The 17,645-nt window shown below is 39.5% G+C and carries 19 protein-coding genes and 2 pseudogenes; 1 reads left to right on the top strand and 20 read right to left on the bottom strand.

Going from position 1 to position 17,645, the window contains the following annotated elements; all coding sequences use genetic code 11:
- Positions 1-18: 18 nt before the first annotated feature.
- The 3 genes from D8848_RS03295 to D8848_RS03285 are packed head-to-tail and all read right to left on the bottom strand — an operon-like array spanning position 19 to position 3,579.
- Complete coding sequence (locus D8848_RS03295; RefSeq protein WP_125443291.1) at positions 19-1,305, bottom strand: response regulator transcription factor; 1,287 nt, start codon at positions 1,303-1,305, stop codon at positions 19-21.
- Between the two features lie 11 nt (positions 1,306-1,316).
- Positions 1,317-2,987, bottom strand: a complete 1,671-nt coding sequence (locus D8848_RS03290) for a sensor histidine kinase (RefSeq protein ID WP_312023119.1) — start codon at positions 2,985-2,987, stop codon at positions 1,317-1,319.
- Complete coding sequence (locus D8848_RS03285) at positions 2,965-3,579, bottom strand: YesL family protein (RefSeq protein ID WP_125443289.1); 615 nt, start codon at positions 3,577-3,579, stop codon at positions 2,965-2,967. The genes D8848_RS03290 and D8848_RS03285 overlap by 23 nt, the downstream gene beginning before the upstream one ends.
- Positions 3,580-3,713: 134 nt before the next feature.
- Between D8848_RS03285 and D8848_RS03280 the strand changes: the two genes are divergently transcribed.
- Positions 3,714-4,283 carry an MptD family putative ECF transporter S component gene (locus D8848_RS03280; protein WP_125443288.1) on the top strand — a complete coding sequence of 190 codons (570 nt, stop codon included), beginning with the start codon at positions 3,714-3,716 and terminating at the stop codon, positions 4,281-4,283.
- A gap of 28 nt (positions 4,284-4,311) precedes the next feature.
- Here D8848_RS03280 and D8848_RS03275 read toward each other — a convergent pair.
- The 17 genes and pseudogenes from D8848_RS03275 to D8848_RS03205 form a co-directional block, all read right to left on the bottom strand.
- Positions 4,312-4,421 (bottom strand): annotated as a pseudogene (locus tag D8848_RS03275) (ABC transporter permease); the annotation flags it as partial.
- 156 nt (positions 4,422-4,577) lie between these two features.
- Positions 4,578-4,701: pseudogene (locus D8848_RS10870) on the bottom strand (ABC transporter permease); the annotation flags it as partial.
- Between the two features lie 16 nt (positions 4,702-4,717).
- Positions 4,718-5,962 (bottom strand): MFS transporter, encoded by a 1,245-nt coding sequence (locus D8848_RS03270; protein ID WP_125443287.1) that lies wholly within the window; start codon positions 5,960-5,962, stop codon positions 4,718-4,720.
- A gap of 185 nt (positions 5,963-6,147) precedes the next feature.
- Positions 6,148-7,017: a helix-turn-helix domain-containing protein gene (locus tag D8848_RS03265; RefSeq protein ID WP_125443286.1), complete on the bottom strand. Its 870-nt coding sequence runs from the start codon at positions 7,015-7,017 to the stop codon at positions 6,148-6,150.
- Between the two features lie 130 nt (positions 7,018-7,147).
- Complete coding sequence (locus tag D8848_RS03260; protein ID WP_000444647.1) at positions 7,148-7,840, bottom strand: methionine ABC transporter permease; 693 nt, start codon at positions 7,838-7,840, stop codon at positions 7,148-7,150.
- Between the two features lies 1 nt (position 7,841).
- A complete protein-coding gene (locus tag D8848_RS03255) occupies positions 7,842-8,903 on the bottom strand; it encodes a methionine ABC transporter ATP-binding protein (RefSeq protein ID WP_078238053.1) in 1,062 nt (353 codons plus the stop codon).
- Positions 8,896-10,269 (bottom strand): M20 family metallopeptidase, encoded by a 1,374-nt coding sequence (locus D8848_RS03250; protein WP_125443285.1) that lies wholly within the window; start codon positions 10,267-10,269, stop codon positions 8,896-8,898. Before D8848_RS03250 ends, D8848_RS03255 begins: the two co-directional genes overlap by 8 nt.
- A 100-nt stretch (positions 10,270-10,369) precedes the next feature.
- Positions 10,370-11,224: a MetQ/NlpA family ABC transporter substrate-binding protein gene (locus D8848_RS03245; RefSeq protein WP_125443284.1), complete on the bottom strand. Its 855-nt coding sequence runs from the start codon at positions 11,222-11,224 to the stop codon at positions 10,370-10,372.
- Positions 11,225-11,377: 153 nt separating this feature from the next.
- Positions 11,378-12,208 (bottom strand): amino acid ABC transporter substrate-binding protein, encoded by an 831-nt coding sequence (locus D8848_RS03240; protein ID WP_125443283.1) that lies wholly within the window; start codon positions 12,206-12,208, stop codon positions 11,378-11,380.
- Between the two features lie 103 nt (positions 12,209-12,311).
- Complete coding sequence (locus D8848_RS03235; protein ID WP_050207620.1) at positions 12,312-12,635, bottom strand: AzlD domain-containing protein; 324 nt, start codon at positions 12,633-12,635, stop codon at positions 12,312-12,314.
- On the bottom strand, positions 12,625-13,320 hold the full coding sequence (locus D8848_RS03230; protein WP_000659743.1) for an AzlC family ABC transporter permease: 696 nt from the start codon (positions 13,318-13,320) through the stop codon (positions 12,625-12,627). The genes D8848_RS03235 and D8848_RS03230 overlap by 11 nt, the downstream gene beginning before the upstream one ends.
- Positions 13,321-13,560: 240 nt before the next feature.
- On the bottom strand, positions 13,561-14,073 hold the full coding sequence (locus tag D8848_RS03225) for an HdeD family acid-resistance protein (RefSeq protein WP_023945158.1): 513 nt from the start codon (positions 14,071-14,073) through the stop codon (positions 13,561-13,563).
- Positions 14,073-14,246 (bottom strand): hypothetical protein, encoded by a 174-nt coding sequence (locus D8848_RS10865; protein WP_228111531.1) that lies wholly within the window; start codon positions 14,244-14,246, stop codon positions 14,073-14,075. Before D8848_RS10865 ends, D8848_RS03225 begins: the two co-directional genes overlap by 1 nt.
- Positions 14,247-14,310: 64 nt before the next feature.
- A complete protein-coding gene (locus tag D8848_RS03220; RefSeq protein WP_004254991.1) occupies positions 14,311-14,757 on the bottom strand; it encodes a TetR/AcrR family transcriptional regulator in 447 nt (148 codons plus the stop codon).
- 143 nt (positions 14,758-14,900) lie between these two features.
- Entirely contained in the window at positions 14,901-16,127 is a 1,227-nt protein-coding gene (locus D8848_RS03215; protein WP_004254988.1) for an MFS transporter, read from the bottom strand.
- A gap of 121 nt (positions 16,128-16,248) precedes the next feature.
- A complete protein-coding gene (locus tag D8848_RS03210) occupies positions 16,249-16,533 on the bottom strand; it encodes a bacteriocin immunity protein (RefSeq protein ID WP_004254985.1) in 285 nt (94 codons plus the stop codon).
- Between the two features lie 230 nt (positions 16,534-16,763).
- A complete protein-coding gene (locus tag D8848_RS03205) occupies positions 16,764-17,627 on the bottom strand; it encodes an Rgg/GadR/MutR family transcriptional regulator (protein ID WP_020901821.1) in 864 nt (287 codons plus the stop codon).
- Between the last annotated feature and the right edge of the window lie 18 nt (positions 17,628-17,645).

Genomic DNA, 17,645 nt, shown 5'->3' with positions numbered 1-17,645 from the left:
TGTAAAGGGATACAAATATTATAGTGTAGTTTCTACCTGTTTTCGGTAGGCTTTTGGCGATTTTCCGCACAATTTTCGGAACACTTTATAGAAATATCCAACATTACTGTAACCAACCGCATAACAAATATCTTCAATACTGTCACTAGTTGAAAGCAAAAGTTGTTGGGCAGCCTTAATGCGTTGTTTGTTTAAAAGCTCTGCGAAGGTCGAATTGGTTTCTCGCTTAATCAACTGTCCCAGATAGACAGGATTGATAAAAAGATCCTTACTGATATCCTTAAGGGAAAGTTCTTTCTGATAATCACGACCAATAACTTCTAGCACACTAACCACATTTTCATTCATTCGATATTGCCCAAAGAATCGAGTCAGAGTTTCCTTGATATAAGGAACCAATTCATCGAAGGATTGAATAGCATGAATGGTTTTGACAATGTCCGTCATATCATCAGCTTTGAGATGTTCAAACAAATGAAAGACATCCATGACAAACTGGATAAAAAGCTGTTTGGTAATCGGAACACGCGGCGTATTTTCAAGAACCACCTTCTCCAAAAGGTTCAACTCTTCCACGATTTGATTGAGATTCCCCTGAATGATAACCCTATAAATCGGTTCGTAATAGGCAAAGAGACTCTCAGACTGTTTTAGATTTACAGAACCGTAAAAGAGGGCTTTCTCAGCATTCAGCTTCCAGCGTTCAAAGTGTTCTTGATAAGGAGCTTCAAAGGGAGTAACGACTAAACCATCTAGAGATTGGTCAGAAATGAAAATCTGCCAATCTTGACCCAAGACATAGTAGGGAATGGTGAAGGAGCCTTGTTTTTCCTTGGATAGGCCTATCCACCAATTCTCCTTACCTCCTAGATAACTAACAAATCCAGCCTCGTCTAAATCTTGACTGAGGGTCTGACTTTTCTTTCCTCTCTCGCCGAGCTGATCTGCAATCTTCTCCAGCAGATTGCCCAACTCTACCTTATCAACAGGCTTGACCAAATAGTCCACCACACTAAGGTTCATTGCTCTTTTTACATAATCAAACTCCTGATAACCTGAGAGTAGGATATAGGCTGCATCTGGTAAGATTTCTTTCATCTCCCGAATCATATCAAGCCCTGTTTTATCGGGCATATTGACATCGGAAATGACCACATCGACAGGATTTTCCTGAACATATTCTAGGGCTTCATCGGCATGACTGGCTGTTGCGACGACCTCCATATCCCACTTATCAAAGGGAATCAAACGTTTCAGACCTTCTGTCACCATGTACTCATCATCTACTAATAATACTTTATACATTTTCTCCCTTTCTACTCATCTTGAATTGTAATACGATACTGAACACCTGCTTGTTCTACAGACTCTACACTAATGGCATAGCGATCCCCAAAATAGAGTACAAAACGCTCATGTACATTGACAATCCCGATAGACTGCCTTTGAGCACTGTAGCTAGCTTGGTGTTCAAAATGTCTCTGACTTAGTTTTTCTCGGAGATTTGTCAGTTTTTCAGCCGACATTCCACGGCCGTTATCAACCACTAAAATTTCCACAAAACCATCCTGTTTAAGAGCCTTGATGCTAATCACATTATCTGTCCGTCTGTGGTCAACACCATGCGCGAAATAGTTTTCTACCAGCGGTTGCAAGGTGAACTTAGGAATCTTCATATTCTCTAATTCTGGGTCTATCTTGAAACCATAAGCAATAGACTTAGGATAGCGAACCATGCAGAGATAACTGTATTTACGGCAAAATTCTAATTCCTGTTTGAGGAGGGTTTCTCTTTCGTCAGAAATATTGTTACGCAAGAGACTACTGAACTCATAAATGATATCTGCCAACTCATCTTGACTTTGCATGACTGCGTACATACGTAAAAATTCCAGCGTATTATACATAAAATGAGGATTGATTTGAGCTTGCAGGGCTCGCATATTGGCATCTTTTTGACTAAGCTCTAACTGATAAATATCATGGATATTCTTTTCTAAGCGATCCAACATATCATTGGTGGTCTCTGCGATTAAGAGCAATTCCTGATCCTTTTCAAGTGTGTCAATGCGAAGACCTTCTTGTCCTTGGGCAATAGCTTGGATGGAATCCACCAAATCCACTACCTGCTTTTGGTAATTAGCAAAGGTCTGCCTCAAAGTCAGATAGAGAATAACAATAAAGAGAAGGCTCAAGCCCACAATCAAAGCAGAGCTGGTCACCGTTCCTTGTAAAACAAAGTTTTTGGGAACTGCCACCTGAACCTGATAGCCATGAGAGGTCACACCGACAAACCAGTTCTCATGTTCCCTATTGACCCTCTCACCAATATGAAAAATCTCCGTATCAAATGGTGATGTCACAGTCACAGCCATCGGGATATGACCTCGGGTATTGTCTACAGCATGGTATAAGATTTCTGGATCCAAGGAAATATAAACAACCCCTATAGATTGATCCGTCGCTGGATCTAAAATAGGAACTCCAAAACTATTGGCCTCCGGTTTAAAGCCTTCCGCAAGTACCGAATGACCACCTCTCTCATTTCTGCTCGAAACATAAACTTCTTTAAAGTCCTGCAAGACGATTGCAACACCCGTTATATAGTCATTTTGGACATAAAGATCATCGATATTTTCATACAGAGAAATAGAAGTTGACGAAGCTGCTTGATGCTCCAACAGCCAATAAAAATACTCAGAAGTTGACAGGCTAAAGTACTTATAAACCCCTTGTATACGGTCTTGATTGGCTACTAAATCTTGAGCTAGCTGGGCTGACTCGCGATAATAATACTCCACCTCTTCGACTGTTCGAGTGGTTACACGTTGGGCTACTCTTTGAGCTTCCTTTTCCCGTGAATCCCAGTCAGCGTAAGAGAGTAAGATTGCAAAACTTGCAATAATAATCATCATAACTGAACTGTAGGTTCTTAGAAGCGTATGTAGCCAAAACTGCTTCATTCTATTTTGTCGCCAATTTTTCATGGATACTTTCATAGACCGGTTCCAACATATCACTGATAAAGAAATGCCACATCCCAATTCCTACAAAGAAAAGTAGGGCAGGCATATAGTAACCAATTGCCACAAGTAGCACTGTCCCAAGGAGAACCTTGGCCACAGCCGCTAAGCTCATAAAGATGCCAATCAAGGATAGTTTGATACTATTTCGATAGGACAAATCAAAATAAACTTGTAATTTCAAAGATACTGTATAAGCCAAAAAAATCAGGGCAACTACTAAGACATTCAAAAAGGTCGCAATCAAATGAATAATAGTCTGATGAGGCAATTGCACCAAGAGATACAGGCCATAGACCAAAACTAGATCCACCCCTAAAAAGCTATAGAAAATCAGGTTGCTTGAGACGAAATTTTGCTTATAAAGAGACCACGCCTCCTTCAAACTGTATTCCCGAAAGCTATAACCATGTTCTGCATATAGGCTCATCAAGGTGGCACTAGCCGGCGCTAGACCAAGGATAATCCCTCCTACCAAGGTTAATAGCCAAAAGAAGGCTGTCGCAATCATCCCTAAAAAGAAACGATTAAAGACAAAGTCTAAAAATCTACCCATGATATCCCCCTAAAAATAACTATGAAACCATTATATCATATTTCAAGCGTTTTCAAAAACTTCTAGTATCCATTTACAATCCCACCAAACCGTGGTACAATGAGAATTGTGAAAAAATTATCAGGAGACAATTCATGAAAAAATCTATCTTAACTACACTTCTTTTTGCAGTTCTTTACTTCCTCTCCATGGGGATTGGTGTCCTTTTGGGCAATCTCTTTGATCAAACTGGAAACATGTTTTATGCGCCTGCCTTTACTGCCCTTGTCGGCGGTAGCGTCTATATGATCCTAGTCGCAAAAGTTCCGCGTTTTGGAGCCATTACCACTATCGGCCTTGTTATTGCTCTCTTTTTCTTGGGAACTAAACACGGTGCCGGTGCCTTCCTTCCTGGAATTATCTGTGGTCTCCTAGCAGATGCAGTAGCTAACCTCGGAAAATACAAGGACCAAACTAAGAATTTCCTTTCTTTCATACTCTTTGCCTTTAGCACATCAGGACCAATTCTAATCATGTGGATTGCGCCCAAATCCTATATGGCAACCCTTCTAGCAAGAGGAAAATCCCAAGAATATATCGACCGTATCATGGTTGCGCCAAACCCTGGAACCATCCTTCTATTTATCGCAAGTATTGTCATCGGAGCCCTATTGGGTGCCTTGATTGGACAAGCCTTGAGTAAAAAATTTGCGCAGAAAATCTAGTCAATAAAAAAGAGCCACACGGCTCTTTTTATTTATGACTCAAGACTTAGTCAAGAAATCTCCCAAGAATTGGATTGCAAAGATAATCAAAATGATAATGATAGTCGCCAATATGGTCACATCGTGATTGTAAGGGTTAATACTCAATGAAAATCAAAGAGCAAACTAGGAAGCTAGCCGCAGGTTGCTCAAAACACTGTTTTGAGATTGGAGATAAGACTGACGAAGTCAGTTACATATACCTACGGCAAGGCAAAGCTGACGTAGTTTGAAGAAATTTTCGAAGAGTATAGCTCCATAAGCGATGGCTACGTTACCAATACCACCAGCTCCAACTGCCCCCGCCATGGCTGTTTCCCCAACAAGGGAAAAAGATCACAGTCGTCACACGAATCAAATCTGGAAGGCCTTCTAGTAAGTCTGGGCTTCCTCGGTTAAAATTTTTTACCTGAAAAACTTCTTTTTTCTAGGGATAAAATCAACCCTATCACACTCACTACTAAAAACACCCACCAACAAAGCCTGATATCTTGTAAAGCTAAGAATGAAAATACAGACATTCCCAAGGGTAATGTTAGGGAAAAAATCATACTCAAGAGATTATTACTCCTAGCTAATACATCCGCACTCAAATTAGACAGTAACAAAGTATCTAATTTAGGCATTGATTTCGACATCAAATACATGACAAAGGCTAAGCAGGCAACACCTACTAGAGGAGAGAAATCTAAAATATTAGCAGTAGCCAGCAAGACAAACAGAATTGCATTGAGCGATAACAAGCTTGAAAAAGACCATTTCCCAAAATAATCATGGGGAGTTAAGCTACCAAGAATAGCTCCTCCCAAGCTAACACATTCAATTAAAAATAGGGCTTGAGCATAGCTGAGATGATAGATAGTATGGTCTAATAAGTAAAAGTGATAAATACCTCCAACAGCTCCTCCCAAAGTATTCATTACCAAAATAACAAGAATAATTTTAAACAAAGATTTACTTTCTCTCTGTCTAAAGATAGCATCCATGTCCACATAGATTGCCTTAACTTGTTGAAGTAAACTAATCGACTTATCCTCTACACTTACAGACAAATGCGTCAATTCTCTTCTATTTTTGAATAAAATGAGAGAAGATAGTAAAAAGAAACCAGCATTCACCATTGCAACAAAAGAAAAATTTTGATGACTGGTTGTGAGTAACCACACTCCTAAAGCTTGACCTCCTAGATTTGATAAATAGGAAACAAACTGAGTAAAGGAATAAGCTTCATAGAGCCTATCTTCCGAAATGTTATGCTGGATAATCGGCATACGCAGGCCTGCTGTATAATCTGATAAAATATCCGAACAGATATTAACCATACAGATAAAAGCAAACGTTACGAAGTTCTGGTCATGAATCACACTAGCAATCAAAAGAAATAGCAGACTTTGCACACAACCAACCCAGATAATTGTCCCTGCTTTATTCCGAGTATGATCCGCCTTAATCCCGACATAAAAAGTAAATAGGAAAGGTAAAATCGTAATCATATTCGCCATAAATACAGCTATATTTTTAAAGGGTAGACTCGCAGCATAAACGATAAATACCAGATTATAAATATAAGCTCCACTTGAGCTCAAAAATCTTGATAAGGTAAGTATCCTAAATAAATGATGTCTTAAGAATAGTTTCATAACAGGCCTTTCTCACATTTCAAAGAGTATTTCATTGAAACCAGTCTAACAAAAAAAGCGGGACTCCCCACTTTTTTGTAATATATTTTTTTCTGAAAATAGAAACTCTAGAGCCTAGAAACTACTAATTATCAATCCACCTACAAGCCTATTTATTTTTCGTCAATCGATGTAATGAGAATATATTACAAATCTTCATTTGAGAGCTGATTTGCAAAATAGTTTTCATAATATCTTGCACCATCTATATATTCTAAATCTTGTAAGATTGTAATGCCTCTCTGGATTTTTTCAAGACCCTTATTTTCTACTTTAAAAATAGTATCATAATACCCTTTAGCAATCATATAAATAATTTTAAGATAGGCTTGAGATTCTGGCAATTCTCGTTTTTCAATCTGAAAGATAAAATAGTCTGCTTTTAATTTATCCTTTTCCTCTATTGCTTTAAAGAGTCCATTAATCAAAATGGTATCAATAGCAATTTTGTTACTAGGTAAGGAGCCTAATAAATCTGTCTTTTGTAACATCTCCCTAGAATATTTAAAATAGAGAGACAGAGGGAACAAAGTAGAAATCGTTGAAAATAATTCCAATTCATAATTTCCCCAGATATCAATAGTAAAAAAATAGTCATAGAGAAAAGTCAGTTCTTCATCCGTTGCCCTTATTTCTGAATCAAAAAACACGAGAAGGCTTTTGATACGAATCATTTGTAAGAGATAGCTTTTTTTAGCACTTGATCTGTACTTTTTAGTCGTCTCTTCATACAAGGATTGGAGAGAATCAATCCCTTCTCTGTCATATAGATCCCAGAGATTTTCTTGAAAAGCCAGGACCTTTTTCTGAGAAAAACCACGTACCAAGTACATAAATTCATTCAAATCAGAGTGGATGTTATCTACGGCAGTAATCAATTTCATAGAGGATAAATCTGCTTCTCCACGCTCAAATTTGCTCAGCATGGAATAAGTAAACTCTCCTCCTGTCGCCTCCTGTAGGGATACATTCCGACTCTTTCTCAATTCTTTAAAAACTTCTCCCAGATTTTGCATATCGACTCCCCACAATTCTTAACTCTCTAACTCGTAAAAGTAACGACTGATAGTAGCTAGTATAGAGAACTTTAAGTCTTGACTGTACCTCAAACTCCTATGAATGATGTATAAATTGCCCAGCTCTTTTTTATTTATGGCTCAATTTCTTAGTCAAGAAATCTCCCAAGAATTGGATTGCAAAGATAATCAAAATGATAATGATGGTTGCCAAGATGGTCACATCATGATTGTAGCGGTTAAATCCATAAGCGATGGCCACGTTACCGATACCACCAGCTCCAACCGCACCGGCCATGGCTGTTTCCCCAACAAGGGAAATCAAGGTCACAGTCGTCACACGGATCAAATCTGGAAGACCTTCTGATAGGTAAACACCTACGATATCCCAGAATGTCGCTCCGCTAGCTTGAGCCGCCTCAATGACACCACCATCCAATTCAGCCAAGACAACCTGCACCTGACGGGCAAAGAAGGCAAAGACTGCAAAAGATAGCGGTACGATAGCCGCATTTGGACCAATGCTTGTTCCTACGATTAGATGAGAGAAGGGTGACAAGACTGCCAAGAGAATGATAAATGGTACCGCACGGAAAATAGAGGTAATCTTATCCAAAATCCAGAAAACGACCTTATTTTCCAAGACACCACCTGGCGCTGTCAAAACAAGGAAAAGACCTGCCACTAGCCCCAAGAACCCTCCGATGATGAAAGAAAGAACTGTCATATAAAGAGTTAGATAGATGGCTGTTCCCCAGCCTGCCTGACCAGCCCAACCCATTTTATAGACATTTGGCAAATAGGTTTGAATCAATGATTCCATCTTACTGTCCTCCCTTCAATACTTTTAGTTGTACGCCTGCTTGACGAATGGCTTCTTGGGCACCTGCCAACGCTGCTTTTTCACCTGACAAGACCACAACTAATTCTCCAACAGGAGTACCATCGAGAATTTCGATATTTCCATAGAGGATATTAGCCGTTACTTGATAATGCTTGTACAATTCATTCAAAAGTGGCTCGTCTGTTGAAGCACCTGCATACTTGAGTTGCACCAAAAGGCTATTTTCAGACAGATGTTGCACGATTTCTTGCTTCTCAATTTTGACCATGGCTTCGTCAATACCAGTGGCTGTTGAGATAAAGTCTTGCGTCAAAGGTTGTTTAGGATTTGAGAAAATTTCAAGAACGCTACCCTCTTCAATCAAATGCCCATCCTGCATCACTGCCACACGGTTGGCAATGTCTTTGACAATCTGCATTTCATGCGTAATCAAGACAACAGTCAAGCCTAATTTTTGGTTCAAATCTTGCAACAAGGCCAAAATCTGCTTGGTTGTCTTAGGGTCAAGGGCAGAAGTTGACTCGTCTGAAATCAAGATTTTTGGATCATTAGCCAAGGCACGCGCAATGGCCACACGCTGTTTTTGCCCTCCAGATAGTTGTGAAGGGTAGTTTTCAGCACGGTCCGCCAAGCCAACCAAGTCCAACAACTTAGCTACTTTAGCCTTCTTTTCTTCCTTGCTGAGTCCAGAGTGTTTAAGGGCAAAGGCTACATTTTCCTCTGCTGTCTTTTGGCTCATGAGGTTAAAGTGCTGGAAAATCATTCCAATATCTTGACGTTTACGACGCAACTGCTCTGCCGTCAAAGTCACCTTACCATCAAAAATCACATCGTCGTCAATGGTAATTTTGCCTGCAGATGGTTTTTGCAAGAGGTTAATCACCCGTACAAGGGTTGATTTCCCTGCTCCAGAATATCCGACGATTCCGTAGATATCCCCTTCTTGGATGTGAATGGTCACATCCTTGACCGCTGTGATGGTTCTCTTCTTTTGGTGAAAAGTCACATCGATCTGATCTAACTTGATAATATCTCTACTCATAGCTTCTAATCAGCTCCTCTACTAATTCAATATGGGTGTAGTAATCGGCGATTCGCACATTTTCATCTCCACCGTGGTCTCGACTATTGGCATTTCCTAAACCGAAGGCCACCATTGGCACCTCTAGGGCATCAAAGACCGTATGCATAGGCCCTGTACCCGCTGTGGTCGGCAAGACAGATACGCCCTGTGGATAGAATTTCTTGGCCAACTCGATTACGTTGAGAATGGCTGGTGCGCTCATATCGCTTCGATAGCTCATCTCTCCCAAGGTATAGTATAATTCTACCTTATCAAAGCCATTTTTGTCTAGCTGTTTCCGAATTTTTTCCAGAACATCATGCGGTTCTAGGCCAGGAACCAAACGAACTTCTAACTTAGCACTGGCTTCTGCTGGCAAAATCGTTTTGACTCCTTGTCCTTGATAACCTGACTGAATCCCTTCGATATTAAGGGCCGGCTCGAAAAAGAAACGTTTTAGAAAGGCTACACGGTCCTCTTGTAAGAGAGGCAATTCCAAACCATAAATCTGGCTGATTTCCCCTGGATTTCGTTGGGCATAGCTATCCACCAAGGCCAATTCCCGTTCATTTGGCTCTTGTACTTCTTCGTACAAGCCTTCAACCAAGATACGGCCATCTGCTGCACGAAGAGACTGTAAGGCTTGAAGGAGATACCAGGGAGCTGATTCCACAACCCCACCATAACTAGAATGAATATCGACATCAGCGCTTTTTACCTTGGCATCAAAGGTCACAATCCCCTTATTTCCACCAGAAATTTCTAGCTGTTCCAAGGCATTTTTGGTCCCTTGTTCCCAGACCAATAAATCCGCACCACGGAGTTTATCAGCGTGCTTTTCCAGATACTTATCTAGGTCTGTCGAAGCGGATTCCTCCGCTCCCTCCATGATAAAACTGATATTGACAGGTAGGTCATCGTGGTGCTGCATATATTTCCTCAAAGCACTCAAACGAGCTGTGATATGACCCTTGTCATCGTCAACCCCACGCCCATACATGAAGCCATTGCGCACCGAAAGCGTAAAAGGATCCTCTGTCCAGACCTGATCCCCGTCAGCTGGTACAGTGTCATAGTGGTTATAGAAAATTAGGGTCTTGGCATCTGGGCGCGAACTCTTAAAATGCGCCATGACAAAGGGAGCCGTATAAGTCTCATCAATCTCCACTTCAGCCCCCACACGCTTGAAAATCTCACCCAGATAGTTTGCGACTTCCTTAAGTCCAACCTGTTGGGCAAAGACCGACTTCTTAGAAATCAAGGTACGCAAAACCTCAAAATAATGCTGGGCCACATGATCCTTTTCAAATTTTTCGATTTGTTCTTGTTCGCTAGGAAAAACCATATTCTCTCTACCTTTCTATGAACCTATAGTCTTCTTTACAATCCATGCTTTATACAAAAGCAAGAGGTGGAATTTCTCTCTCCCACCTCCCTGTTTCTTATTACCAAACTGGTTGATCCAAACCGTCTGATGTTTCTTCGATAACTTTTTTCACTTCATCTGTGTGGTAAGCTGCGATCACTTTCTTGATAGCATCAGCTTTTGGTGATGTTTCCCAATCTTTTTTCGCAACGATGATGTTGTACCATTGTTTTGAATTTTCATCAGCTTGTTCTTTGAAAAGTGCTTTCTTGTAGTCCAATTTTGCTTCTGTAACGAAGGTATTGTTTACAACGGCAGCGTCAACTGATGACAATGAACGAGCTGTTTGGCTAGCGTCCAATTCAGTGATTTTCAAGTTCTTTGGATTTTCTTTGATGTTAGCAACTGTTGCAAGGGCAGTTCCTGAAACGTCCAATTTAATCAAGCCAGCTGATTGAAGCAAGTAAAGCGCACGGCTTTCGTTTGTAGCATCGTTCGGTACAGCGATTTCTCCGTTTGCTGGGATGTCTTCTACTTTAGTGTACTTGTTTTCACTTCCATTCAGACCTGAGTAAAGGCGAATTGGAGAGATGTAAGTATCTGCAATCGCTACAAGGTCTTTCCCATTTTCTTTGTTCCAGTTGTTCAAGAAGTTATAGTGTTGGAAAGCGTTCAAATCTACTTCGCCATCAGCAGTTGCCTTGTTTGGTTGTGAATAGTCTGTGAACTCTGTAAATTCCAAGGTAATGCCGTCTTTTTTAACCAATTCTTGGATTTTATCCCAACGTTTTTCTTCAGAACCGCTACGGTTAACAGTTGCGATTTTGATAGTTGTTGCATTGTCTGCTTTCTTTTCTGAGTTTCCGCAAGCGACAAGAGCCAAACCTGCGACTGTAGCAAGGGCTGCTACACCAAGCCATTTTTTAATTTTCATGATTCTTTCTCCTTAAAAATAATACCGTACTAGTATCTCACAATTTGTTTGATTTCACAAATTGTTATTAGATAGTCAGATATATAGTTTAAAACTATACCTCTAAAAACTATGAAATCACCCATCTTCATCAGAATGGATGATTTCAAAAAATTATTTAATATCAGCTTCTGCTGGTAGATAAGTATCGCCGAAGAATTGTTTAGACAGTTTTTCAAGAGTTCCGTCTTTGTAGAGTTCTTGGATGCGTTTGTCCACAAATGTCTTCAACTCATCTTGACCTTTGGCAAGAAGTGGGTAAACGTACGGTTGTTGGTCACTTGGAAGTTCGATCACTTTCAAGTTGTCCAAACCTTGGTTCTTGATGACTGTTTCAACACCGATTTTATCAAAAATCTTGTAGTCAAATTGGCCATCGCTCAAGCGTCCCATGATTTGTTGGAAGTCTGCTCTAGTGTAGTTAAGGATAGTTGGGTTATCTGCGTGTTGTTTGTTGTATTCTTCCAACTGTTTAGCTGATGTAGTAGCTTGAACAATCTCTGTCGATTTTCCACCGATATCATCGAGAGACTTGATGCTAGAATCATCTTTCTTCACTACAAGGACATTAGGGTTTTGGGCAATTGGTGCGGCATAGAGGTATTTCTCCGCACGTTCTTTAGTGTAGCTAAGATTGTTGACAGCCATATTGTAACGGTCAGCGTCAAGACCAGCAAATACACCTGACCATTCTGTCTTTTCAAACTTAACATCATACTTGTCAGAATCTTTAAAGATAGCGCGAACGACTTCAATCTCGTAACCAGTCAATTCACCATTTTCTTCATAGATAAATGGCTTTGGTGATCCATTGGTTGCAACGATAATTTCTTTCTTGCTAGCTGCTTCTCCTTCTTTCTTAGCACCACCTGAGCAAGCTGCTAGCACACCTGCAGCAACAAGCCCCAGGGTAGCAAGAGATGAGTATTTAACGATTTTTTTCATGTCATTTCCTCCAAAATAGAATACCTTATAATCTTAACAGAAAAAGAGCATTTCCGCCATTATATGATATCTATCTCTGTGATAGGTTTTCTTTATGGCTGATTTAAAAGACCAAACGCAAGACGGCAATCAAGACCACTCCGAAGAGAACCGTTCCGACTAGATTGCGATAACGAAAGGCCACCCAAGCTGTTGGAAAGACGGCTAAGAAGTCTAGCCATTTAATTTGAGGTAAGTTACCAACCTTGCCTGTCACTACGCTTGAAAGAATCAAGGCAAAGATAATAGAAACGGGCAAGAACTTCAAAAAACGCTCAACGATCGCAGGCAAACCCTTATACTTGACTAAAATGAAGGGAATCATACGGGGAATCCAAGTCACCAAGCCAGAGAAAATAACTGCTAATAAAAGATACTTACTGACCATCTAAAACCACCCCCATTGTACAACCTAGCAAGGTCGCAAACAGAACAGCTAGCGACTGAGACACCACTGTTAAGAGTAAAAAGAAGGACACCGCAACAACTGCTAGGATAATGAGCAGATTGCGGACAGGAATCCGTCTTTGCATAATCTGGAATTGCGAAGCAAAAATTCCAATGAACATCCCAACCAGGGCAAAATCCAAGCCAAAGATTTCTGGATTTGGCAGCAGACCACCCAGAGCCGTTCCGACAACTGTTCCCACAAACCAAGCCACATAGCTGTTGAGATTGTTTCCGTGCATCCACATAGGATTGACCTTGTCTGTATGGGCTAACTCGCCCATCAAAACGCCATAAGTCTCATCCGTCAAGAGACTAGACATACCGATATTTTGCCAGAGACTGGTATGACGGAAATAGGTTGACGCATGCAAACTCAACAAAAAGAGACGCAAATTAATCAAAAAGACCGTCATAGCAATAGCTGCCACAGGTGCTTGAACCGCAATCAGTGCCAACATGGCAAACTGGGCACTCCCAGCATAAACAAAGAGGCTCATCAAGCCCATCTCAACAGGTGTCACATAGGGCGCACCAATAATCCCACAGGCCAAGCCAATACTGACATAACCAAGGGCCGTTGGCATGGCCGCCTGCGCCCCCTCCCAAAATCCTTTTTCTTTCATCTTTCTCCTCATATTGTCTTAATAATACTCAATGAAAATCAAAGAGCAAACTAGAAAGCTGGCCACAGGTTGCTCAAAACATTGTTTTGAGGTTGCAGATAGAAGCTGACGCAGTTTGAAGAGATTTTCGAAGAGTATAAGTAGGCTGAAAAGGCTCCAGCCATAGCATGGACTATTATAACACATTCAGGAAAGAGAAAAAAGTCTGCTGATTGTAATCAGACAGACTCCATTTTATTCTTATTTAATCTTGAAGAATTGAACAATTGCCACAATACCTTGATAAATAAAGACAAAGGCAATGGTGTAACTAATATAGAGACCGGTCATCAATGGGTGTCCCATCATGATTAAACCTGCTACGATTCCTAAAATCCCCATCCAAACTAGAGGGGTACCTACCGATTTATCCGTCTTACGAACCTTGAAACCAACGATAGTTTTTGTAATACCATTTGTCAAGGCCCATAAAGAAATGATAAATGGTACAAATGTTACCATTTCAATAAAGCTACCTGAGAACAAGGTAAGAGCGAGGATGAGGGTAACAATTCCTCCAAATAAATTCCAGCCATGCTTTTCTTCTGATTTGAAGTATTGTACAATCTCAGAAATCCCTTGAACTGCAAATACAAGTGCAAACCAGAAAGTCATGGAAGCCAAGCTAATAAGAGGATGTGCAAACATATTAAAACCTGCAAAAACTGCAAAAATACCCGCAATTAGTAACAACCATTTCCAAATTTTCGACATTATTTTTCTCCTTTTTTAGAGGAATCTTCCTCTAGTATTCCATAAATCATCATATCCAAAACCTGTGATAATTGATGTTCATATCCTGAAACCAAGTCAGGCAAACTGCTATCTGACGAAACAGTTAAATAATAGGAACGAAACATATCCTGAATCAATCGCAGATAGTCCATAGCTCGTTTCTCATCAATATGCTCTTTCAGTTTGGATTCTGATATAAGTTTTTGACAAACTTGTTCATTCAAGTCCAAAAAGATAGCTTTTGGATTCTGATATAAGTTTTTGACAAACTTGTTCATTCAAGTCCAAAAAGATAGCTTTCTGTGGTGCAATGTCTGCTTCCAATTCTTCTGGTGTCGCAATCATTGCCTCAAAGAAAATGTGGCTATGTTCTGGGTATTGCTGATAAAATTGGTGACGTCTTTCCATATAATCAGCTAAGGAGGGCACTTGACCTTCCACCCCCAGAAACACTGCCAAAGCTTTCTCAAAACTCTCCTGAAAACAAGTTAGATAGAGGTCTGATTTCCCTGAAAAATTATGATACAAAACTCCTTTGGAAATACCATCCACTTTACAAAGTTCATTGATGACAAAACCTTGATAGCCTTTTGTAGCAAATTCAAACAAAGCAGCGGTAATGATTTTCTCTCTTCGTAGTCTTGTTTTTTCTTCTTTTCTCATGTATTTATCTCTACATTTTTTAATTATAAACCGATTGGTCTGAAGTGTCAAGCAACTTTCTCAAAAATTTAACAGTCTGCTGATTGTAGCCATCATAAACAGACTGGAATCCAGTCTCAAACATATAATATACACATTCTTCGCTAAATGTTTTCACGGATATTCAAGAGTATGATAAAGGCAGCTAGAAGAAATAGCAATAAAACAAAGCTAACTGCCAGAGTTCCAAAGCTAGTAGCAATGGTTACCAAAGCTATTGTAAATAAGCTAGGTAAAACAACTGTAATGGCACCGATAGAGGATTGAACTGCTCCCATTGACTCCTCAGGTATTTGTTTAAAAATGAGTTCCTGTAATCGAGGAGAGAGGATACCTGCGAAAAAGGCATCCAAGGCACTAAAGATAAGAATCCAGTCAAAACGAACTGCCACAAAGCCAACTAAAAGGAGTAATTGGATAATAAGCGAGGCATATAGGGCTAGTTTTATGGAGATTGTATTCTTCAGATAGCCACTCACAAGGCTTCCGACAATAAGGGCTGACAATTCAAGGGTGGATAACAAGGCAAGAGATTGACCTGTTTGTAAATTCAAAAAGGGCTGATTCCTCAAAAACAGAGTAGAAACAGGAACTGTAACATTTATCACTGCTTGACTAATAGAGATAATAAACAAAACCAAGAGCACCTTATTCATATTCCATATCAATTTTGATGATTGGAGCAGATGCTGGCAAAAGGATTTTACAGAGAGTCCTTCTTGATAGCTAATCGTTTTTTCTACTTTCAAGAGGTCTGTTTTTATGAAAAGAATACCTAAAAATGCGATTAAAAAGGTCAGAGCATTCAGTAAGGAAATAGACTGGATAGATAGAATACCTAGTAAGACTCCTCCTAGAATATTACTGATTGTTTTCACTAAACTAACAGTTGACTGTTTAAATCCAATAGCTTCTGCCAGATGGTCTTGCCCAATAATTCTAATGAAAATCGGAGTGAGCATGGCGCCTGAAAAATAACTCAATGTGTCAGATAAGAGGTTAATCAGACAAATAAATGCTACTAATAACAAGGAAAAGGACTGCCCTGAAAGTGATAAAGAAACGATAGAGTAAAGCAAAAATTTTGCAAAACTAATCATTGTATATTTTAGAACACGATGATGTTGAAAATCCGCCAAAACTCCCAGAAAGATTTGCAGAACTTGAGGAAGGGTTTCTGAAATCGTGATCAGTAAAATCGCCAAAGGGGCAAAAGATGCATCTGCCACATAATTCAAAAAGGCCAGATAAAAAATCGTATCCCCAACCGTTGAAATCCACTGGTTGATGGTTAATTGCCTAAAATTTCTATTTTGAAGAAATACTTTCATCACAACTCCTTTTAAAGTTCCAGTGTATAGAAAACAAGACTTGGTTTAATATTGAACTCCAAGCCTTGCTCATATTCAGATTCATCCATTATATGATGTTCATGCCGTATTTTATAATAAATCATATCTTAAAAATACCAGACCACACTATTCCCTGCTTGTATTTAGCTTCTTTCTTTTGGACAAATTTTGCTAAATCCAACAACTCTGTCGGCGGTTCACCTTTAAAGCTCAACAATTCTTTAGAGACGGCAAAAGAAAGACGTACAGCTAACAAATCTTCATTAGTACTAGAGAACTGTTTTGCTGTTTCCAGCAATTGCTTCCTAAATTCTTCCGTCAAGCTAATTTCTTTATTATTGTATAGGGAATGAATTAACATTTGTAACTGACTTTGTTTTTCCATCGTTTACCTCATTTTATCTAGGACGCCAAGTTTCACTTTTAGTCCAGCCATTTACAGTATGCTCATAATTAAACATATACTGTACGAATTCCCATCTATAAACCACTTCTGCGACTTAGGATCTGCTTGAAGTGCTTTACAAGGATAGTATAACACGAAAATTAGCTTATTTTAGAAAATCGCATATTTGATATTTTTTCTTATAGAAATTTCAGATTTGCAATTGTTGACTACTCAATAAGTTCTTTGTATTGCTTCAAACGCAATTCGAAGAGGGCTAGCAATTGTGGATTTTCTAATACTTGCAGAGATTGGATAAATCTTTCAATCTCTTTTTGATTGCTTCCTTTGGTTTGAAGGAAAATCTTCATTTTCTTTAAAAACTGCCACAATACTTTTTCAAAAACATCGTATGGACGAAGCATGCTCTCTAGCTCAGCTTCAAAAATTGGGATATAAGAGAAAAGTTTACGCTCCATGAGTTCTGATATAATATTCAGAAATCCACTTTTCATATACAATCGATTATGTACCAACTCTTTAAATTCCCTAGATTTCTCAATTAAAGCGGTCGATAAAAATATCAAATCTTGATTGCTCAAGAAGGGCATGGTATTGCAAAAGAGATAGAGTTCAAACCAGGTCCAAGACTCAATAGCATAGAGATAGATAGTCAAAAACTCGCTATCTTCTTTTACTAATGGATAGTTCTTATTTAAGGAATGGAGTGCGTTTTTAATTACAATGGCATTCAAACGACGATAGGTCTCTGCCATCTGTTCTTGCTCGACTTCCTCCAACAGTTGCTCTAAACCAGCTATATCTTGGTGGGCAAAGCGATCCACAACCTTTCTACCAATCTGCATATGTAGGGATTCTTGATAATTGTTTAGCTTATGACCAAACTCATCAAAATTCATATTGATCCCTTGGATGGCTAGGATCAACTTATCCGCAGATAGCATAGACTGCCCTAGTTCAAACTTGGACAACTGAGAGGCTGTTAGACCAGCACAAGCCACATCTGACTGCTTGAGCTTTCTCGCCAAACGTAATTCCTTGTAAAATTCTCCCAACTCCATTCTCTCAATCATCTCACCACCTCCTATTTT

Source organism: Streptococcus mitis, assembly GCF_003942775.1.
GTDB classification, from domain to species: domain Bacteria; phylum Bacillota; class Bacilli; order Lactobacillales; family Streptococcaceae; genus Streptococcus; species Streptococcus mitis_CN.
The sequence above is the reverse complement of the archived record's forward strand: the minus strand, read 5'-3'. Positions and strand labels throughout refer to the sequence as shown.